Annotated in this window: 15 protein-coding genes and 1 pseudogene; 11 read left to right on the forward strand and 5 right to left on the reverse strand. The window is 69.1% G+C overall.

Annotation, left to right across the window (positions count from 1 at the left end; genetic code table 11):
* The first annotated feature begins 12 nt into the window (after nucleotides 1-12).
* Nucleotides 13-834 (forward strand): MaoC/PaaZ C-terminal domain-containing protein, encoded by an 822-nt coding sequence (locus G6N18_RS14845; protein WP_083003860.1) that lies wholly within the window; start codon nucleotides 13-15, stop codon nucleotides 832-834.
* A 37-nt stretch (nucleotides 835-871) separates the two neighbouring features.
* Here the strand turns inward: G6N18_RS14845 and G6N18_RS14850 are convergent, their stop codons facing one another.
* Nucleotides 872-1501: a TetR/AcrR family transcriptional regulator gene (locus G6N18_RS14850; protein ID WP_083003795.1), complete on the reverse strand. Its 630-nt coding sequence runs from the start codon at nucleotides 1499-1501 to the stop codon at nucleotides 872-874.
* Between the two features lie 34 nt (nucleotides 1502-1535).
* On the reverse strand, nucleotides 1536-2747 hold the full coding sequence (locus tag G6N18_RS14855; RefSeq protein ID WP_109749494.1) for a glycoside hydrolase family 3 N-terminal domain-containing protein: 1212 nt from the start codon (nucleotides 2745-2747) through the stop codon (nucleotides 1536-1538).
* A gap of 121 nt (nucleotides 2748-2868) precedes the next feature.
* Between G6N18_RS14855 and G6N18_RS14860 the strand changes: the two genes are divergently transcribed.
* Nucleotides 2869-3042 carry a DUF2613 domain-containing protein gene (locus G6N18_RS14860; protein ID WP_082683956.1) on the forward strand — a complete coding sequence of 58 codons (174 nt, stop codon included), beginning with the start codon at nucleotides 2869-2871 and terminating at the stop codon, nucleotides 3040-3042.
* 25 nt (nucleotides 3043-3067) lie between these two features.
* Nucleotides 3068-7222: a DUF3367 domain-containing protein gene (locus G6N18_RS14865; RefSeq protein ID WP_276060548.1), complete on the forward strand. Its 4155-nt coding sequence runs from the start codon at nucleotides 3068-3070 to the stop codon at nucleotides 7220-7222.
* Here the strand turns inward: G6N18_RS14865 and G6N18_RS14870 are convergent.
* Nucleotides 7215-8810 carry an MFS transporter gene (locus G6N18_RS14870; protein WP_083003786.1) on the reverse strand — a complete coding sequence of 532 codons (1596 nt, stop codon included), beginning with the start codon at nucleotides 8808-8810 and terminating at the stop codon, nucleotides 7215-7217. The two genes, G6N18_RS14865 and G6N18_RS14870, sit on opposite strands and share 8 nt — an antisense overlap.
* A 74-nt stretch (nucleotides 8811-8884) precedes the next feature.
* On the opposite strand from G6N18_RS14870, the pseudogene G6N18_RS14875 reads away from it, so the two are divergent.
* Nucleotides 8885-9854 (forward strand): annotated as a pseudogene (locus tag G6N18_RS14875) (phosphotriesterase family protein).
* A gap of 1 nt (nucleotide 9855) precedes the next feature.
* Nucleotides 9856-11334: an AMP-binding protein gene (locus tag G6N18_RS14880; RefSeq protein WP_083003783.1), complete on the forward strand. Its 1479-nt coding sequence runs from the start codon at nucleotides 9856-9858 to the stop codon at nucleotides 11332-11334.
* Here G6N18_RS14880 and G6N18_RS14885 read toward each other — a convergent pair.
* The gene (locus tag G6N18_RS14885; protein WP_083003856.1) at nucleotides 11331-12443 is read right to left on the reverse strand and encodes an acyltransferase family protein; all 1113 of its coding nucleotides are present in this window, start codon (nucleotides 12441-12443) and stop codon (nucleotides 11331-11333) included. The two genes, G6N18_RS14880 and G6N18_RS14885, sit on opposite strands and share 4 nt — an antisense overlap.
* Before the next feature lie 244 nt (nucleotides 12444-12687).
* Between G6N18_RS14885 and G6N18_RS14890 the strand changes: the two genes are divergently transcribed.
* The 4 genes from G6N18_RS14890 (at nucleotide 12688) to G6N18_RS14905 (ending at nucleotide 16315) form a co-directional block, all read left to right on the forward strand.
* Nucleotides 12688-13884 carry a cell envelope lipid trafficking protein PgfA gene (locus G6N18_RS14890; RefSeq protein WP_083003780.1) on the forward strand — a complete coding sequence of 399 codons (1197 nt, stop codon included), beginning with the start codon at nucleotides 12688-12690 and terminating at the stop codon, nucleotides 13882-13884.
* Between the two features lie 8 nt (nucleotides 13885-13892).
* Nucleotides 13893-15587: an MmpA family trehalose lipid delivery protein gene (locus tag G6N18_RS14895; RefSeq protein WP_234806198.1), complete on the forward strand. Its 1695-nt coding sequence runs from the start codon at nucleotides 13893-13895 to the stop codon at nucleotides 15585-15587.
* 78 nt (nucleotides 15588-15665) lie between these two features.
* A complete protein-coding gene (locus G6N18_RS14900; RefSeq protein ID WP_083003777.1) occupies nucleotides 15666-15899 on the forward strand; it encodes a FitA-like ribbon-helix-helix domain-containing protein in 234 nt (77 codons plus the stop codon).
* Nucleotides 15896-16315 (forward strand): type II toxin-antitoxin system VapC family toxin, encoded by a 420-nt coding sequence (locus tag G6N18_RS14905; RefSeq protein WP_109749493.1) that lies wholly within the window; start codon nucleotides 15896-15898, stop codon nucleotides 16313-16315. The genes G6N18_RS14900 and G6N18_RS14905 overlap by 4 nt, the downstream gene beginning before the upstream one ends.
* Here the strand turns inward: G6N18_RS14905 and G6N18_RS14910 are convergent.
* Nucleotides 16299-17459: a glycosyltransferase family 4 protein gene (locus G6N18_RS14910; RefSeq protein WP_083003772.1), complete on the reverse strand. Its 1161-nt coding sequence runs from the start codon at nucleotides 17457-17459 to the stop codon at nucleotides 16299-16301. The two genes, G6N18_RS14905 and G6N18_RS14910, sit on opposite strands and share 17 nt — an antisense overlap.
* Before the next feature lie 34 nt (nucleotides 17460-17493).
* Here G6N18_RS14910 and G6N18_RS14915 point away from each other — a divergent pair, with 34 nt between their 5' ends.
* Both G6N18_RS14915 and G6N18_RS14920 read left to right on the forward strand, forming a co-directional pair.
* A complete protein-coding gene (locus G6N18_RS14915) occupies nucleotides 17494-18282 on the forward strand; it encodes a class I SAM-dependent methyltransferase (RefSeq protein ID WP_083003768.1) in 789 nt (262 codons plus the stop codon).
* 14 nt (nucleotides 18283-18296) lie between these two features.
* Nucleotides 18297-19772 carry an aldehyde dehydrogenase gene (locus G6N18_RS14920; RefSeq protein WP_083003763.1) on the forward strand — a complete coding sequence of 492 codons (1476 nt, stop codon included), beginning with the start codon at nucleotides 18297-18299 and terminating at the stop codon, nucleotides 19770-19772.
* Nucleotides 19773-19774: the final 2 nt, after the last annotated feature.

A 19774-nucleotide genomic window follows, 5' to 3' on the forward strand; every position in this document is an offset into this window, starting at 1 on the left:
CCGTCGGGCCTGATGAACCTGGTGCGCGCCGCGGCGGGCGCGCTGCCCTTCGTGCCGCGCGGCGACACGCTGCCCGACCGCACGCTGCGCGTCGACGACCTGAGCATCGACCCCGAGAACGTGGCGGCATACGCGGAGGTGACCGGTCTGCAGTTCGGCGACACCGTTCCGCTGACGTATCCGTTCGCGCTGACGTTTCCGACGCTGATGTCGTTGGTCACCGGCTTCGACTTTCCGTTCGCCGCAATGGGATCGGTGCACATCGAGAACCACATCACGCAGTACCGCCCGATCGCGGTAACCGACACCGTGTCGGTGACGGTGCACGCGGAGAACCTGCGCGAGCACCGGCGCGGCCTGCTGGTCGATCTCGTGACCGAGGTCAACGTCGGCAACGAGCAGGCTTGGCACCAGGTGACGACGTTCCTGCACCAGCAGCGCACGAGCTTGTCCGACGAGCCGAAGCCCCCACCGCAGAAGCCACCCAAGCTGGGCCCGCCGAACGCGGTGCTACGCATCACGCCCGGCCAGATTCGGCACTACGCCTCGGTGGGCGGCGACCACAACCCGATCCACACCAATCCCGTCGCGGCCAAGCTGTTCGGCTTTCCGACGGTGATCGCGCACGGGATGTTCAGCGCCGCAGCGGTTCTCGCCAACATCGAAGGGCAGCTGCCGGGCGCGGTGAAGTACTCGGTGAAGTTCGCCAAGCCGGTGGTGCTGCCCGCCAGCGCCGGACTCTACGTCGACCGCGTCTCCGACGGCTGGGATCTGACGCTGCGCGACATGAAGAAGCGCGACCCGCACCTGTTCGGCACGGTCCGGTCGCTGTAACTTCCTCGCCGAGACTGCGCACAGATCGCGATTTCGCCTAGTTCGGCGATCTGCCCGCAGTCTCGACGGTATGCTCGGACGGGGCGCCTTTCAGGCCACGCCAGAACAGGTTGATCATCAGCTCGGCGGCCTCGTCGACGCCGGCGTCGCCCGTGCTGACCCGGCTGGCCACCGCCTCGCCCGCACCGACCAGCGCGACGGCCATCATGTCGAAGTCCGTGTCGGGCTCGGGGTGTCGCGTACCCGCCCGCAGCAACCTGCTCACCAGATCGATGATGCGTTCGCGGCCCTCACGCACTGTGTGGGCGAACGCCTGAGAACTGGTGGCCTGACTATAGAGCACCATCCACGACGCCCGGTTGGCGTCGATGTAGTTCAGGAACGCCAGAACCGCGGTGCGCAGAAGGTCTTTCGGGCTCTGCTTGAAGTCGATCCGGCTGCGCACGTCGTCGACGAACCGGGCCAGCTCACGATCCAGGCATGCCGCGAACAACTCCTCCTTGGAGCCGTAATACAAGTACAGCATCGGCTTGGAGATCTGTGCTTCGGCGGCGATCGCGTCCATCGACGTCTCGTGATACCCGTTGACCGAGAAGATCTGCACCGCGGCGTCAAGCATCTGCTGCTCGCGCACGGCGCGCGGTAACCGCTTGGTCCCACCGGCCATTACACAAGGGTAAGCAATCGGTGGACGCCAGGTGTCAACAGCGCGGGTTGGGCCCCTTCATGGCAGCCAACCGCAGCACCGATGCGTCGACGCTGGATATCGACAGCTCGCCGGCCGCCACGGCCTTCTCCAGCCGGTCGAGCACTGCGGGCACCTCACCGGTCGTGACCCACAACGCGTTGTCGGCGCCGGCCTGCAGGGCGCGCAGGGCAGCCTCGGCCACCCCGAATCGGTCGGAGATGGCCTGCATGGATGACAGGTCGTCGGTGAACACCGGACCGTTGAACGGCGGGCCGCCGTAATTGCCGGACCGCAGCAGCGCGTACGCCGCCGGGCTCAGGCTCGCCGGGTCGCTTCCGGTCAGCCCGGGCACCTGCATGTGCCCGACCATCACGCCGACGGGTGCCTGCGTGGTCAGCGTCCGATACGGCACCAGGTCGGTCTTCTGCAGCTCGGCGAGATCCGGCGTGGAGACGCTGCCGGTGTGCGAGTCGCCAGAGCCCGAGCCGTGGCCCGGGAAGTGCTTGAGCACCGGGAGCACCCCCGCATCGCGCAGCCCGCGAGCGTAGGCGCCGGCGAAATCGGTGACGACGGTCGGGTCCGAACCGAACGACCGGTCGCCGATCACCGTGGCGTCGGGGGCGCCGGTGACGTCGACCACGGGGGCGAAGTCGATGGTGATACCCATCCCGCGCATCTGCTGCCCACGCTTGAACGCGATGTCGTACACCTGCTCGGGGGTGTTGGTCTGCGCCAGCACCCGCGGGGACGGCTGGGAACCGATCAGCGGGGCCAGCCGCGACACCCGGCCGCCCTCCTCGTCGACGCTGACCGCCAGCGGCAGCGGGTTCGCCGCACCTGCGATGTCGGCCAACGATCCGTCGGAGAGCATCGACAGGTCCGTCCAGCTGCCGATCATGATGCCGCCGACATGGTGGCTGTCGACGACCGCGCGGGCGTCGGCCGCGCCGGTGACACCGACCATCAGCAATTGCGCGAGCTTGTCGCGGGTCGACATCGCCGAGAGCAACTGCTCGCCGGCTCCGCACGCGGGTGCCGCCGGCGCGTCGGGCAGCCGAGCCGGGGCGTTCGGCACGGCACTGGCCGCCTTCGTCAGTGGCGCCTCGGAGATGGCGGACGGGTCGGCGGGTTGCTCGCCGGGCGAACAGGCCACCACGAGCCCGGTCAGTGCCACCAGTGCGCAGAGCGTCCTGATCCGCGATGTCTTCCTCGATGTCAAGGCCATGGGCCTCGACACTAACGGCACTGGACGCTCAGTTCTATCTCCTGGTCGGCGAGCCGGGTCCGCTCGACCGCCGGAACACATGTTCATCTGCGGACATCGGCCGCGTGCTACTTTTGCCCCCATGGATCGGTTCCTCGTGCCCGCCGCCGCCAGCATCGTGGTCGGCCTGCTGCTGGGCGCGGCAGCCGTATTCGGCGTGACGCTGATGGTGCAGCAGGACAACAGGCCTCCTCTGCAAGCGGGCGATCCGGCGTCCTCGGTGCTCAACAGGGTCGAGTACGGCGACCGCAGCTGAGACCGCGCCGCTCCCGCGGCGTTGGCTGTGGGTGGCCGCTGCCGCGGCGCTGGTCCTGACTTTCGCCCAGTCACCCGGCCAGATTTCGCCCGACACCAAGCTCGACCTGACCGCGAATCCTCTGCGGTTTCTCACCCGCGCGTTCAACCTCTGGAACAGCGAGCTGCCGTTCGGGCAGGCCCAGAACCAGGCGTACGGCTATCTGTTTCCGCACGGCGCGTTCTTTCTGATCGGTGACGTCGTCGGGCTGCCCGGATGGGTGACTCAGCGGTTGTGGTGGGCGCTGCTGCTGGTCGTCGGGTTCTGGGGCGTGCTGCGGGTGGCCGAAGCTTTGAACATCGGCAGTCCGACGTCACGGGTGATCGCTGCGGTTGCCTATGCGCTGTCACCGCGGGTGCTGACCACGCTCGGAGCGATCTCCTCGGAGACGCTGCCGATGATGCTGGCGCCGTGGGTGCTGCTCCCGATGATCCTCGCGCTGCGCGGCGATCCGAGGGTGCGGGTGCTGGCCGCGAGGTCGGCGGTGGCGATCGCGTTGATGGGTGCGGTCAACGCGGTGGCCACACTCACCGGCTGCCTGTGCGCGGTCATCTGGTTGGCATGTCACCGCCCCACCCGACTGTGGTGGCGGTTCGCCGCATGGTGGGCGGCGGGTATCGCGCTGGCGGTGCTGTGGTGGGTGGTCGCGCTGGTGCTGTTGGGCCGGGTCAGTCCGCCGTTCCTCGACTTCATCGAATCCTCCGGCGTCACTACGCGGTGGATGTCGCTAACGGAGATGCTGCGCGGCACCGACGCGTGGACGCCGTTCGTCGCACCGAACGCGACGGCTGGCGCGTCGCTGGTTACCGGTTCGGTCGCGGTGTTGGCCACCACCCTGGTCGCGGCCGCCGGGCTCGCCGGGTTGGCGATGCGCACGATGCCGGCCCGCGGTCGGCTGATCACCATCCTGCTGACCGGTGTCACGCTGCTGGCGATCGGCTATTCCGGCGGACTGGGATCGCCGGTGGCACTGGAGGTTCAGGCGTTCCTGGACGCGTCCGGAACGCCGTTGCGCAATCTGCACAAGCTCGAACCGCTGCTGCGCCTGCCGCTGGCGTTGGGGTTGGCGCACCTGCTCGGCCGGATCCCGCTGCCGGGCAGTGCGCCGCGCTTGGAGTGGACGAGCGCGCTGGCCCACCCCGAACGCGACAAGCGGGTCGCCGTCGGGATCGTGGTGCTGGTCGCGCTGGCCGCCGGAACCTCGCTCGCGTGGACCGGACGGCTCACTCCGCCGGGCGCTTTCGACGCCATCCCGCAGTACTGGCACGACACCGCCGACTGGCTCGACGAACACAACACCGACGGCCGCGTCCTCGTTGCGCCCGGCGCGCCGTTCGCCACCCAGGTGTGGGGCAACAGCCACGACGAACCACTCCAGGTGCTCGGCGACAGCCCGTGGGGCGTGCGCGACTCGATTCCGCTGACGCCGCCGCAGACCATCCGCGCGCTGGACTCCGTGCAGCGGCTTTTCGCGACGGGCCGCCCGTCCGCGGGACTGGCCGATACCCTTGCCCGACAGGGCATTTCGTATGTGGTCGTGCGCAACGACCTCGACCCGGAGTCGTCGCGCTCGGCGCGGCCGCTGCTGGTGCACCGGGCCATCGACGGCTCGCCCGGCCTGGAGAAGGTCGCCCAGTTCGGCGATCCGGTGGGGGCCGGCACCCTGGCCGGTTTCGTCGCCGACAGCGGCCTGCGCCCCCGCTACCCCGCCGTCGAGATCTACCGCGTGCACGCCGAAACGCCGGTGACGCCGTACCTTGTCGACACCGAGAGGATGGCGCGCGTCGACGGTGCGCCCGAAGCCCTGCTCCGACTCGACGAACGCCGACGACTGCTCGGTCAGCCGCCGCTGGGCCCCATGCTGCTCACACAGGACGCCCGCGCGGCCGGCCTGTCCACTCCGGTCGTCACCGTCACCGACACCCCGCTCGCGCGGGAAACGGACTATGGCCGCGTCGACGACCACTCGTCGGCGATCCGCACGCCCGACGATGCCCGGCACACCCACAACAGGGTCATCGACTACCCTTCTCCCGGAGCCGATCTCGTCTACGGGCAGTGGAGCGGCGGCCGGGTCACGGTGTCGAGTTCGGCGGCCGATTCCACCGCGCTGCCCAACGTCGCACCCGCCGCGGGTGCGGCCGCGGCGATCGACGCCGACCCGTCAACGAGTTGGGTGTCCAACGCGCTGCAGTCGGCGATCGGGCAGTGGCTACAGGTCGACTTCGAACATCCGGTGACCAACGCGACGATCACCGTCACGCCCAGCGCCACGGCGGTCGGCGCGCAGATCCGCCGCATCGAGATCTCGACCGTCAACGGAACCAGCACCCTGCGTTTCGACGAGGCCGGTAAACCGTTGACCACGGCGCTGCCCTACGGGGAGTCGCCGTGGGTGCGGATCACCGCGGTCGCCACCGACGACGGGTCGCCCGGCGTGCAATTCGGCCTCACCGACATCGCCGTCACCCAGTACGACGCGAACGGCTTCGCCCATCCCGTCAGCCTGCGCCACACCGTCGCGGTGCCCGGACCTCCGCCGGATTCCACTGTGGCGCAATGGGACCTGGGCTCGGAGTTGCTCGGCCGATCGGGCTGTGCGGAAAGCCCGACGGGTATCAGGTGCGCCGCCGCGATGGCGCTGTCGCCCGAGGAGCCGGTGAACCTCAGCAGGACTCTGACGGTGCCGACGCCGATCGCGGTGACCCCGAAGGTGTGGGTGCGGGCCCGCCAGGGGCCCAAGCTGGCGGACCTGGTCGCAGCGCCGGGCGCCGCCCGCGCATTGGGCGACGCCGATCCGATCGACATACTGGGCTCGGCCTACGCGGCGGCCGACGGCGACCCCGGCACCGCGTGGACCGCCCCGCAACGCGTCGTGCAGCACCAGACGCCACCGACGCTGACGCTCAAACTGCCCCGGCGCAGCGAGGTCGCCGGGCTGCAGGTGACACCCAGTTCCTCTGAGCTGCCCGCACATCCGACGCTGCTGGCCATCGACCTCGGTGACGGGCCGCAGATCCGGCGGGTGGCCGGGGACGCGGGCGCGCAGGCCCTGAACCTCGAGCCGCGGGTCACCGACACCGTCACGGTGTCCATCCTCGTGTGGGACGATGTCATCGACCGCACGGCGCTCGGCTTCGACCAACTCAAGCCGCCGGGGCTGGCCGAGGTGACAGCGCTGGACATCCGGGGCGCGCCGATCGCGGCCGCCGATGCGGCGCGAAATCGGGACCGCACAATCGAACTGCCCTGCGGGCGTGGGCCGGTCATCGGTGTCGCCGGCCAGTTCATTCAGACCTCGCTCACCACGACCGTCGGCGCCCTGCTCGACGGCGCGCCCGTCGAGGCGCAACCGTGCCGACGCGAACCGATTCTGCTGCCCTCTGGTCAGCAGGAGCTGGTGATCAGCCCGGGTGCCGCGTTCATCGTCGACGGTGCGCAACTGTCCGGACCGCTGGCCCGCGAGATACGCCCGGCGCCAACGACACCCGCTCGGACCGGTGCATGGGGCGCGGACCGGCGGGAGGTGAGCGTCGCGCCGTCTCCGGCGTCGCGGGTGCTCGTCGTGCCCGAAAGCATCAACCCCGGGTGGGTCGCACACGACAGCGACGGGACCGCACTGACGCCGATCACCGTGAACGGCTGGCAGCAGGGTTGGGTGCTGCCCCCGGGAACGTCGGGGCCGGTCACGCTGACCTTCCCGTCGAACGGGCCCTACCGCGTCGGCCTGATCGGCGGGTTGGCGCTGCTGCCGATACTCGCGCTGCTGGCGTTCCTCCCGGTGCGCAGACGCCAGCCACCCCTTGACGCCGTGCCGGTGTGGCGGCCGCACGCGATCGCGTTGGCCGCCGCGCTTGCTGTCGGAGCGGCGATCTCCGGGCTGGCGGGTGTCGTGGTGGTCGGCGTCGCGTTGGGCGTTCGCCGCCTACTTCGCGACCGCGAAAAGCTTTGCGAAGCAACTACTGTCGGCATATCGGCCGGTGGACTGATTCTGGCCGGCGCGGTACTGAGCCAGAACCCGTGGCGATCGGTCGACGGCTACGTCGGACATTCGTGGGGGGTGCAGCTGCTGGCGTTGGTGTCGGTCGCCGCCGTCGCCGCCTCGACCGTGCCGGTGAGCGCGGACAAGCGGGTCAGTTGACGGCGATCAGGTGCACGAGCGTGGACTCGCCGATGACGAACTTGTCGACCGCCTGCTCGACGAGCAGGTCCTGCCGGGTCTGACGGGTCATGTGCTGGTGCAGATGCTCATCCCACGACCGCACGACGAACGCCTCGACGAACGTGTTGGGCGATTCGCCGCTGCGGAACAGCCGCCACTGCACCGCACCGGTGCGCTGTCGCGAGCGCCTCACCCTTTCCATCGCCGCGACGAAGGCCTCCTCGTTCTCCGCCGCGACGCGATAGCTCTTCAGCACCACAACCGGTCCATCGGGTGGTGCGGGTTCGAACACCAGCGCCGGCTCCGGCCAGTGCGCTGACGGTTCCACGTCCAGATCGCCGGTGCCCCGGTGCAGCGGCCACCACAGCACCGACACCGCGCAGGCAGCCAGCAGCCCCGCACTGATCAACAGCGCCGTCACACTGGTGGTGGCGCCGGCCACCAGGCCCCATACCAGCGAGCCGATCGCCTGCCCGCCCATGAAAACCAACTGGTAGACCGACAGCCCGCGCGCCCGCACCCAGGCCGGAAGGCTCAGCTGCATAGACGCATTGAGCGTCGACAAGGTGAGCAGCCAGCACAGCCCGCCGAGCAGCATCGCGACGACGACCACCGCCAACACCGGCACCAGTGCCAGCACCACGGTGGCGATCGCGAAACCGACCGCGCCGCCGGTGAGAAGCGCGTTGCGCCCGAACGCCGTCTGCAGCCGCGACAAAAACGTCGCACCGCACACCGCTCCGACCCCCAGCGCGCCCAACAGCACGCCGTATCCCGCCGACGACAGGCTCAGTTGCCGGCTGGCGATGACGGCGAGCAAACCCCACAGTGCGCTGGCCGGCGCGATGAACAGCAGCGCGCGCAACAGGATGCGCCGCACCACCGGTGAACTCCGGATGAATCGCCCACCGGCGCTCAGCGCTGACAACGGTCTCTCGGTCGGCAGCAACCGTTGCGCGGCCGGGCGGCGCCAGACCACCAGCGCCCCGACGATGCCGACGAACGAGACCGCGTTCAACGCGAAAACCAGCGTGGGCCCCGACAGCGACACCAGCGCGCCCGCGATCGCCGGCCCGATCGCCCGGGCGCCGTTCATGGCCAGGCTGGTCAGCGCAGCAGCGGCCGGGATCTGTTCGCGGGGAACGAGTTCGGGCTGGATCGCCTGCCACGCCGGTGCGGTCAGCGCCTGACCGCAGCCGATCAGGAACAGCAGGATCAGCAACACCGCCGGGGTGGCCAGACCGACGCCCGTCAACGCCGCCAGCAGCGAGACGCCGGCCGCCATCGCCGACTGGGTGGCGATCAGCAGCCGTCGCCGGTCGACGAGGTCGGCCAGCACACCGGAGGGCAGGGCGAGCAGCATCACCGGCAACGCCGTCGCCGTCTGCACCAGCGGCACCAGCACAGCCGCGCCGGGATCGGCGACCAGCATCCACTGCGCGCCGACCGTCTGCATCCAGGTACCGAGGTTCGACACGAACTGCGCGATCCACAGCGCACGGTAGATCGGCGAGGACAGCGGCGCCCACGCCGACGGCGCGGCGTGGACAGTGGACGATGCCGCCATGCGGTTGTGGCCTTTCTGTATGAACAGTTCTCAAGTACCCGATTGACCGATCGCTATCTCGTAGCATCGGCCGAGTGCCGCAGCTGAACACCGCCCGCGGGGCGATCGACCGGAGATCTGGGCGTCACGCTCATGCACGAGCACGTCTTCATCCAGTCCCCCGACATCTCGGCCAACTATCCCGAAGTCTGGGGCGACGAGGGCAAACGCGAGGCCGACGCCGTCGTCCGCCTCAACGAGCTCAAGTCGCGCGGCGTCGACAGCATCGTCGACCTCACGGTGATCGGAATGGGGCGCTACATCCCGCGCATCGAGCGCATCGCCGCGCAGACGGACATCAACATCGTCGTGGCGACCGGCGTGTACACCTACAACGACGTGCCGATGTTCTTCCACTTCAGCGGGCCGGACACCCCGCTCGGCGAGCCGATGGTCGAGATGTTCGTGCGTGACATCACCACCGGTATCGCAGGAACCGGTGTCAAGGCGGCGATCCTCAAATGCGCCACCGACGAACCCGGTGTGACCCCGGGTGTCGAGCGGGTCCTGCGGGCGGTCGCGCAAGCCCACCGGGAAACCGGCGTACCCATTTCGACCCACACCCATGCCGCGACGAAGCGCGGCCTGGATCAGCAAGCCATCTTCACCGAGGAGGGCGTCGACCTCTCGCGCGTGGTGATCGGTCACTCGGGCGACACCACCGATCTCGACTACCTGGAAGAGCTCATCGGCAACGGCTCCTACATCGGGATGGACCGGTTCGGTGTGGACGTGTTCCTCGGATTCGAAGACCGGGTGGACACCGTCGCGAAGATGTGCGAGCGCGGGCATGCCGACAAGATGGTGCTGTCGCATGACGCGTCCTGTTTCATCGACTGGTTACCGGAAGCGCTTGTCCCGGCGACCATGCCGAACTGGCACTATCTGCACATCCACAACGACGTGATCCCCGCACTCAAGCAGCGGGGTGTGACCGACGAGCACCTGACCACGATGCTCGTCGACAACCCGCGCCGGATCTTCGAGACCCGGGGCGGCTACTGAGATGACCGGACCGATCCCACCGATCGGGACCCAGGTGTCGCTTCTCGCCGCGGCCGCACCCGACGCACCGGCGGCGACCTGCGAGGGCGTCACGATCACGCGGGGTGAGCTCGACAAGTCGACCAACAGGCTCGCCCGCGCCTACGCCGAACTCGGTGTCCGGCAAGGTGATTACGTCACCGTGGTGCTGCCGAACTCGATCGCGTGGGTGCAGGCGGTGCTCGCGACGTGGAAGCTCGGCGCCGTTCCGCAGCCGCTCTCGCCGCGGCTGCCCGACGCCGAACTCGCCGCGTTACTCGAGCTCAAGCCGCGGGCGCTGCTGGTGGGCCGTGACGACCCGACCGGCCAGACACCCAGCGTGCCAACGGGTTACGTACCCGACGATGGGCTGTCGGATGCGCCGCTGCCCGAGGCGGTGTCGCCGGTGTTCAAGGCGATGGCCTCCGGCGGGAGCACCGGCAGGCCGAAGCTGATCGAATCCGGTGGCGACGGCCGATTCCCGCCGGCCGCCGGGTACCCGCTCGGCGCGCAGGAGGGCGACGTCAACTTGCTGTCGGTGCCGCTGAGCCACAACACCGGTTTCACCACGTTCGCGATCGGCCTGGTGCAGGGCCATCACCTGGTGCTGATGCCGAGGTTCGAACCGCACGAGTTCCTGCGTCTTGTGGCCGAGCACCGGGTGACGTTCCTGACGACGGTGCCCACGATCATGCAGCGGCTGCTGCCGATCTACCGGGCGAACCCCGACGCCTACGACCTGTCGTCGATCCGGCGGTTCTGGCATGTGGCCTCGGTCTGCCCGCCGACCGTCAAGCAGGCGTGGATCGACATCCTGGGTCCGGCCGCAGTCTGGGAGTTGTACGGCGGCACCGAGTTACAGGCGCTGACGTTCATCTCCGGCGACCAGTGGCTGACGCACCCGGGTTCGGTCGGCGTCGTCGTTGCCGGGGAGATGAAGGTGCTCGACGACGACGGCAACGAGTGTCCGCCGGGGGTCGCCGGCGAGATCTACATGCGCCCGTCGCCGGGTAGCGCGCCGACCTACCGCTATGTCGGCGCGACCGCGAAGTCCCGCGACGGCTGGGACTCGTTGGGCGATCTGGGCTATTTCGACGAAGACGGCTTCCTCTATCTCAACGACCGTCGCGTCGACATGTTCACCGTCGGCGGCCGCAACGTCTACCCCGCCGAGATCGAGTCGGCGCTGGCCGAACACCCGGCAGTGCTGTCGTGTCTGGTCGTGGGTGTTCCCGACCCCGACTTCGCGGACCTCGGCCAGGTGCCGCATGCGCTCGTGCAGGCCGATGGTGATCTCGACGAGGCGACCGTCATCGCGTTCCTCTCGGAGCGCCTCGAGCGCCACAAGGTGCCACGCACGGTCGAGTTCACCGATGTGCCGTTGCGCGATGATGCGGGCAAGGCGCGTCGCTCCGCGGTGCGCGAGGAGGTCATCGCGCGGCGGGCCGCGCAAACCAGCTAGCGCGCGACGGGCTCAGGCGCGCCGCTGACCGACGAGTCCAGCGCCGGTACCGGGCGTTCGTGACGAAACTCCCACCGCCGCAACGCCGTCCGGCACGGCGACTCCACCAGCGCGTAGCTGACCGCGGCGATCGCGAACCCGAACACCACCGTCAGCACCAGCACCACCGGCATGTGCCCGTTGAACGCGAACTCGCCGATCACCGGGAACACCATCGCCAGCGCGGCAAGGTGCCAGATGAACAGCCCGTAGGACCACCGGCCCAACGTCACCATCGTCGTGTTGCCGAGAAGTCGGTGCGAGGTGTCGGGGCGGTCGAGCACCAGCGGGGCCACCAGCGCGGCGGCGACCACCGTGCCCATCGCGATCTTGACGGTGAACTGGCTGACCGTGCCCGGGGTGAGCCCCTCGGGGCCCGCGATCGGTGACGCCGCGACCAGAAAGGCGGCCACCGCAATGACCGCCATCAGCACCCGCCGCCGCGCTAGGCGGTGCGGCCATCCGACCGGCGCCACCGTCAACTCGGCGAGCAGCATGCCCGCGGCGAACCAGGAGAAGAAGGCGGGCGGCCAGTTCAGGTGGTTGACGCCGGCGGACGTGGCGATCGGCAGCACCGCCCATCCGAGGCTGGCGACCGCTGCGACCCCGATGACGGAAATCCGGGCGCGCACCGGCACCCGTCGCACCAGCAGCGCGAGCAGCGGTAGCGCGAGATAGAACGCCACCTCGACCGACAGGCTCCACATCTGCGTCAGCCCCGAGGTCAAGGTGAGCGGCACGTAGATCTGGGTGAGGGTGAGGTTGGCCAGCCACACGGTCAGGTCGGCCTTCGCATCGGGCAGCAGCGACAGGATCACCACCACCGCAACCAGGTAGCCGGGCATGATGCGGACGATCCGCGAGCGCAGGTAATGGCCGGTCGGCGGAATCGGCCGCAGCCCGCGCGCGGCCGCGGCATGCCCGCGCCACAGCAGGAAGCCCGACAGCGCGAAGAACACCGCGACCGCGAGGTCGAAGCGGCCGAACAGCCGGCCGCTGATGCCGCCGGTGTGGCCGGTCTGAAAGGCCACGTGGGTGACGACGACGCCGACCGCCGCGCAGGCCCGCATGCCTTCGACGGCAGGCAGGAATCCGCGAGTGCCGCCGACTTCCTCCACGTTTCCGATGCTGCCCACGGCAATCAGTGTGCCGGGACGATCGAAACCCGCTGAATACGGGTAGTCCGGGGCCGCGGGTAGATGCGCTCGGACTAAACGACGACCTTAAATTGTGCTGTTAGGGTCAAACGGGTTTTTGCGGGCGTACCACCGGGTGAAGCCGCGGACGCGAGGAGCGGGATATGGGAGGCACGGTTTGAACCGCGCAGTGGCGCTGCGTATTGCGGCGTGCGGGATCCTGGGGCTGGGTGCCGCCCTACTGATCGCCGCGCTGTTGCTGTCCACCTACACCCACAGCAAGATCGCCAAGATCCCGCTGGACCTCGATGCCACGCTGATCAGCGACGGCACCGGGACGGCGTTCGACCCGGCATCGCTCAACGCGGCCAAATTCGTCATCGACCGCGACGTGCCGATGGCGATGCAGGAGCAGATCTCGGTGGAGTCCCCGTCGAACGCCGACGTGGTGACGCTGCAGGTCGGCAGCACGCTGCGCCGAACCGACAAACAACAGGACACCGGGCTGCTGCTGGCGCTGGTCGACACCGTGACCGTCAACCGCAGTACGGCCGAAGCGGTGTCCAGCGAGAGCAACCCGGGCGGCGCGGTGCAGAAGCCGCGCGCCATCAACGATGACAAGCCGCCGACCAACATCGCGCTGCCGCACGAGGGGCTGGCCTACCGGTTCCCCTTCGACACGGAGAAGAAGACCTACTCGGTGTTCGACCCGATCGCGCAGAAGGCGTTCGACGCCAACTACGAGGGCGAAGAAGACGTCAACGGCATGAAGACCTACCGGTTCAGCCAGAACGTCGGCTACGACGCGGACGGCAAGCTGGTCGAGCCGGTGAAGTACGCCTCGCTCTACGAAGACGACGCCGACAGCGAGGTCACTGCGCGCGCGGCGATGTGGGGTGTGCCCGGTGAGCCCGACGAGCCGATCACGATGTCGCGGTACTACGCCGCGCAGCGCACCTTCTGGGTCGATCCGGTGTCCGGGACCATCGTCAAGAAGGACGAGCACGGCTACCACTACTACGCCCGCGAGCCGCTCAAGCCCGAGGTGACGTTCGTCGACTACAAGGTCTCGTACAACGAGGAGACCGTCGAATCCCAGGTCGCCAGCGCCAGCGACGAGCGCGACCGGGTCGCGCTGTGGGGCCGCATCCTGCCGATCACGTTCACCGCGATGGGCCTGGTGCTACTGGTCGGCGGCGCGCTGCTCGGCTCGTTCAGCCTGCGCGCGGAGTCGGCGCTGATCGATCCCGGGCTTGACGAGGCCGACCACGGGTTCTTCGACACTCAGGGCATCAAGGTGCCCGGCGCGGAAGCCAAGACCGAGAAGATACCGACGTCCAGACCACCCGACCTGCCCCCGGACAGACCGGTCTGATCACGCGTTTGGCCGCGCCGTTGCGGGCGCAGTCGCTGGTCGCGCCGGCTTATGCGCTGGTGCTCGTCCTCGCCGTGACGGCGCCCCTGCTCGCACCTGGGTACCTACTGTTGCGTGACGCGGTGTCGACGCCGCGTTCCTATCTGTCCGACGCCGCGCTGGGGTTGTCCGAGGCGGCACCGCGGGCGCTGCCGCAGGACTTCTTTGTGGCAGTCGCGTCGTCGGTCGTCGACGGCGCAGTGGTGGTCAAATCGCTGCTGATCGCCGGATTGTGGCTGGCGGGCTGGGGCGCGGCCCGCCTGGCCGCCGCGGTGGTGCCCGAGTCGGGGGTGGCCGGTCAGTGCGTGGCGACGACGATCGCGGTGTGGAACCCGTATGTCGCCGAACGCCTTCTGCAGGGCCACTGGAGCCTTCTCGTCGGCTACGGATGCCTGCCGTGGGTGGCCGCCGCGATGCTCGGGATGCGGGCTCGGCCGTCGTGGTCGGCGGGGGCAGGTCTGGTGTTCTGGATTGCGCTGGCCGGGCTGACGCCGACCGGGCTGATGCTGGCCGCGACCGTCGCGCTGGTCTGCGTCTTCGCGCCCGGCGACGGATGGTCGCGGTGGCGGTGCGCGGGGCTTGGGCTGGCGGTGGCGGTCGTCGCGGCGCTGCCCTGGCTGGTCGCGGCGACGGTGGCGCAGTCGTTGGAGTCGTCGCAGGCCGAGGGTGTCGCTGCGTTCGCGGCGCGGGCGGAGCCGGGCCTCGGGACCCTGGTCACCCTGGCCGGGCTGGGCGGCATCTGGAACGGAGAAGCGGTGCCCGCCTCGCGCACAACGCTTTTCGCAGTCGTCGGCACCGCGGTGTTGCTCGGCGTGGTGGCGTTGGGTCTGCCGGTCGTGCTGCGTCGACCTGCGTCGGTGCCGCTGCTGGCCCTGGCCGCGGTCGCGGTGGTGGTGCCCGCGCTGATGGCCACCGGGCCGGGGCTCGCCGTCGTCGAGGCCGCGATCCGCGCGCTGCCGGGACTCGGGGTGGTACGCGACGCGCAGAAGTGGGTGGCGTTGGCGGTGCCCGGTTACGCGCTGGCCGGGGCGGCGGCGGTGCTCACCGCGCGCCGTTGGTCGCCGGGCGCGGTGGCCGCGCTGGTGTGCTGCGCGGCGCTCATCGCGACGCTGCCGGACATGGCATGGGGGGTGGGCGGCAAGGTTGCGCCGGTGCAGTACCCGCCGGGCTGGGCGAAGGTGGCCGCGATGATCAACACCGATCCGCGCCCCGTCGCCGTTCTGCCGGTTGGCAGCATGCGGCTGTTCGACTGGGCGGGTGACGCGCCCGTGCTCGACCCGTTGCCGCGCTGGGTTCGCGCGGAGGTGCTGAGCACCGGCGACCTCGAGATCGGCGGCCAGATCATCCACGGGGAGGGGCAACGGGCGCGCGAGGTGCAGGAAATCCTTGTCGAGGGCGCCGATCGCGACGCGTTGGCCGATGCCGGCGTCGGATGGGTCGTTGTGGAATCAAGCGGCGTCGAATCCGGCTTTCCGACAACGCATTTGCCGCTACCCGTGGCGTATACCGACGACGACCTCACGCTGTACCGGGTCGGTGGCTCGTCGCCACCGGCCGACGGGCGCGGCGTCGTGCTGGCCGCTCACATCGCGTGGCTGGCGCTGCTCCTCGTCGGTGGCGGCGTCGCACTCGTCACGGCGGTTAGAGGCCGTCAGGGCCGTTGAAGTCTCGTTGATTCAACCGAGATGCCCTCGTCGACGAGGGCGCCTGCATATTGACAGCAATGCAGCTAAACTGCAGGGATGGTTGCCATCACTATCCGTGACATCCCCGACGACGTGCGCGATGAGTTGGCTGTTCGGGCGGCCAGGTCCGGGAAGTCGCTTCAGGAATACCTGCGCGGAATGCTTGTCGAAACCGCCGCCAAACCGACGGTGCAGGACACTCTTGCCCGGGCACGAGCGCGCGTTGCTGCAACCGGAAGCCGACTCGACGCGGCGACGATCCTCGCCGACAAAGATGCGGAGAAGCGTTGAGATTGCGCGTCGTCTGCGATGCCTCCACGATCCTGGCCGCTCTACTGGACTCCGGCGATGACGGTCGATGGGCCACCGCCAAGATCAGCGAAGGAGATCTCTACGCCCCGACCTTTCTGCCGTTCGAGTGTGCCAACGTCATGCGACGACAAGAACTCGCCGGAACGATCACGCCCGACCAAGCCGTACAAGCGCACACCGACCTTCTCGACCTGGCGATCGAGTATTGGCCCTACGACTTGCTTGCCGATCGAATCTGGGAACTCCGGGAGAATCTGTCCAGCTACGACGCGGCATATGTCGCACTAGCCGAGACGCTGGACGCGACCGTCATCACCCTGGACCGTCGTATCCGCGGTGCGCCGCGCCTGAAGTGCGAGATCGACACGCCGCCTCTACCTACACGACGCCGCTGACGTACTGGCCGCGGTGCACCGCTTCGAGCACCGTGCGCATGGCGGCGGCGCTCTGCTGCCAGGAGAATTCACCGCAGCGCACATGCGCTTTGGTTCCGAGTTGCTCGCGCAGCACCCGATCGGACAGCAGCTCATCCAGGCCGTCGACCAGCCCGTCGAAGTCGTCGACCAAGAGGCCGGTCACCCCGTCGACGATCGAATCGGTCAACCCGCCTGAGGACCGGTAGCCGATCGTGGGTACCGAATGCTGACCGGCCTCGATGACCGCCAACGCCCAACCCTCTTTGCGCGAAGGCAACACATGCACCCAGGACCGCTGCAGCACATGATGTTTCGCCTCGTCGTCGATGTGTCCGTGAAACGTCACCGCGTCGGAGATACCGAGCAGCGCGGCGTGCTCGACGAGTCGCTGCTCCCACCAACCGCCGCCGACGATGTCGAGCGTCAGACCTGCAATGCGGGGCCGCAGCGCCGCGACGGCTTCGAGTGCGTCCTCAATCTGCTTGTGCGGCACCAATCGTGACAACACCGCGACCCGGGGCGTCGACGCGCGCGCAACGGTCAACGTCGAGGCCGGCGCCTCGTCGAGCCCGTTGCGCACCACCGCGATCTGACTGGGACGCACGCCCAACGTCGCCAGATCGCGCGCCGACGGCAGCGACACCGTGACGTACTGGTTGCGCCGGTGCGTCCGCGGCGACAGCTTCGATTCGACGAACCAACCGATCCGACCGATGACCGCGCCTGCGACCGGCCACTGCTCGCGGTGGCAGTGGTGCACGAGCACAGCGACGCGACGCCCGTAGGCGAGACGGGCCATGAACGGGATGCCGTTCTGCGTGTCGATCACCACGTCGGGCTTCACGCGCCGCAGCGGCCCGAGCCCGATGCGGGCCAACACCATCGCCAACCCCGCCCAGATGTAGACGGTGTAGCGCCCGCCGCCACGGCTGACCCGTACCCCGTCGACGACCTCGCGTCGCGGCGCCCCCGGATAGCGGGCGGTGCGCAGCGTGACCTCGACGCCCGAAGCGACCAACTGGGCGCCGATGCGCTGCAGGTAGGCCTCGCTGCCGCCGCCCTGCGGGTGGCCGGTGTCGCGCCAGCAGAGCAGCAACACCGATTTGAGGGGACGGGCAGACATCCGCCCCAGCCTAATGGCTGCGTAGGGTCGCGCTGTGGTCACGGACCTGTTCGCTCGCCGCGCGACGCTGTCGCGGTCGCTGCGCCTGCTGAGCGAATTCCGGTTCGAGCAGCGTGACCCGGCCCGGTTCTACGGCGCGCTCGCCGAGGACACCGCCACGATGGTGGCCGACCTGTGGCACGGCGTCGACGGCTCGTCACCGGAAGGCCGTACTGTGCTCGACGTCGGCGGCGGGCCAGGCTACTTTTCGGAGACTTTCCGCGACAAGGGATTTCGGTATATCGGCGTGGAACCCGATCCGGCCGAGATGCACGGCGGTCCCGCCACGACGACGGCGGCCACGTATGTGCGGGCGTCCGGGATGGCGTTGCCGTTCGCTGACGCCAGCGTCGACATCTGCCTGTCGTCGAACGTCGCCGAGCACGTGCCGCAGCCATGGCGGATGGGGCGGGAGATGCTGCGGGTCACCAGGCCGGGCGGGTTGGTGGTGCTGTCGTACACCGTGTGGCTGGGCCCGTTCGGCGGCCACGAGACCGGGCTGTGGCACTACCTCGGCGGCGCCCGCGCGGCGCGCAGATACACCCGCAAGCACGGCCATCCGGCGAAGAACAACTACGGCTCGTCACTGTTCGCGGTGTCGGCAGCCGACGGGTTGCAGTGGGCGGCGAGCACCGGAGCCCTGGTCGCTGCTTTCCCCCGCTACCACCCGCGATGGGCGTGGTCGCTGACGAACGTCCCGGTGCTCCGAGAGTTCCTGGTGAGCAATCTGGTGCTGGTCCTGCGGCCGCCGACTGGAACAGGTTCTACTTTCGCCGCTTCGTAGGTAGTGTGACGGGCATGACACAGAGCACCACGTTTCGGACCGAATGGGACAAGCTGTTCATCGGCGGCAAGTGGGTAGAGCCGTCGTCGTTTGAGGTCATCGAGGTGCATTCGCCGGCGACCGGCGAGCTCGTCGGCAAGGTGCCGCTGGCCAAGGAGGCCGACGTCGACGCCGCCTGCGCAGCCGCCCGTAAGGCGTTCGACGAGGGCCCGTGGCCGCAGATGTCGCCGCAGGAGCGCGCGGCCGTGATCGGCGCCGCCACCAAACTGATGGAGGAGCGCGGCGACGAGCTGAAGTTCCTGCTGGCCGCCGAGACCGGCCAGCCGCAGACGATCGTCGACATGATGCAGTACGGCGCCGCGATGTCGGCGTTCCAGTACTACGCGGGCGCCGCGGACAAGTTCGCCTGGAAAGAGATCCGCGACGGCATCTACGGCCAGACGCTGGTCGTGCGGGAGCCGATCGGCGTCGTCGGCGCCATCACCGCCTGGAACGTGCCGTTCTTCCTGGCGGCCAACAAGCTCGGGCCTGCGCTGATCGCCGGCTGCACCATCGTGCTCAAGCCCGCCGCCGAGACGCCGCTGTCGGTGTTCGCGATGGCCGAGATGTTCGCCGAGGCGGGCCTTCCCGAGGGTGTGCTGTCGATCGTCCCCGGCGCCGCGGAGACCGGCCGCGCGTTGACCGCCAACCCCGAAATCGACAAGTACACGTTCACCGGCAGCTCGGCGGTCGGCAAGGAGGTCGCCAAGATCGCCGCCGAGCGGCTCAAGCCCTGCACGCTGGAGCTGGGCGGCAAGTCGGCGGCCATCATCCTCGAGGACGCCGATCTCGACTCGACGCTGCCGATGCTCGGCTTCTCCGGCGTGATGAACAGCGGCCAGGCCTGCGTCGCACAGACCCGCATCCTCGCGCCGCGGTCGCGCTATGACGAGGTCGTCGAGAAGATCGCCAACTTCATCTCGGCGATGCCGGTCGGGCTGCCCGACGACCCGAACGCCGCGATCGGCCCGCTGATCAGCGAGAAGCAGCGCGAACGCGTCGAGGGCTACATCAAGAAGGGCGTCGACGAGGGCGCACGGCTGGTCACTGGCGGCGGGCGCCCCGAGGGGCTGGACAGCGGTTGGTTCGTACAGCCGACGGTGTTCGCCGACGTCGACAACTCGATGACGATCGCCCAGGAGGAGATCTTCGGGCCCGTGCTGGCGGTGATCCCCTACGAGACCGAAGAGGACGCGATCCGCATCGCCAACGACTCGGTCTACGGGCTGGCCGGCAGCGTGTGGACCACCGACAACAAGAAGGCCCTCGAAATCGCCTCGAAGATCCGCACCGGCACCTACGCGGTCAACATGTACGCGTTCGATCCGGGCGCGCCGTTCGGCGGCTACAAGAACTCAGGTATCGGCCGTGAGAACGGCCCCGAGGGCATCGAGGCCTACGTCGAGCACAAGAGCGTGCTGCTGCCGTTCGGCTACACCCCCGAGGACTGACG

This window comes from Mycolicibacterium celeriflavum, assembly GCF_010731795.1.
GTDB lineage: Bacteria > Actinomycetota > Actinomycetes > Mycobacteriales > Mycobacteriaceae > Mycobacterium > Mycobacterium celeriflavum.

What these genes read in the sequence shown, in the direction of transcription:
- G6N18_RS14845 (WP_083003860.1), top strand. Translation starts at nt 13, where the DNA reads ATGAACCTGGTGCGCGCCGCGGCGGGCGCGCTGCCCTTCGTGCCGCGC.
- G6N18_RS14850 (WP_083003795.1), bottom strand. Translation starts at nt 1,501, where the DNA reads ATGGCCGGTGGGACCAAGCGGTTACCGCGCGCCGTGCGCGAGCAGCAG.
- G6N18_RS14855 (WP_109749494.1), bottom strand. Translation starts at nt 2,747, where the DNA reads ATGGCCTTGACATCGAGGAAGACATCGCGGATCAGGACGCTCTGCGCA.
- G6N18_RS14860 (WP_082683956.1), top strand. Translation starts at nt 2,869, where the DNA reads ATGGATCGGTTCCTCGTGCCCGCCGCCGCCAGCATCGTGGTCGGCCTG.
- G6N18_RS14870 (WP_083003786.1), bottom strand. Translation starts at nt 8,810, where the DNA reads ATGGCGGCATCGTCCACTGTCCACGCCGCGCCGTCGGCGTGGGCGCCG.
- G6N18_RS14880 (WP_083003783.1), top strand. Translation starts at nt 9,856, where the DNA reads ATGACCGGACCGATCCCACCGATCGGGACCCAGGTGTCGCTTCTCGCC.
- G6N18_RS14885 (WP_083003856.1), bottom strand. Translation starts at nt 12,443, where the DNA reads ATGCGGGCCTGCGCGGCGGTCGGCGTCGTCGTCACCCACGTGGCCTTT.
- G6N18_RS14900 (WP_083003777.1), top strand. Translation starts at nt 15,666, where the DNA reads ATGGTTGCCATCACTATCCGTGACATCCCCGACGACGTGCGCGATGAG.
- G6N18_RS14910 (WP_083003772.1), bottom strand. Translation starts at nt 17,459, where the DNA reads ATGTCTGCCCGTCCCCTCAAATCGGTGTTGCTGCTCTGCTGGCGCGAC.
- G6N18_RS14920 (WP_083003763.1), top strand. Translation starts at nt 18,297, where the DNA reads ATGACACAGAGCACCACGTTTCGGACCGAATGGGACAAGCTGTTCATC.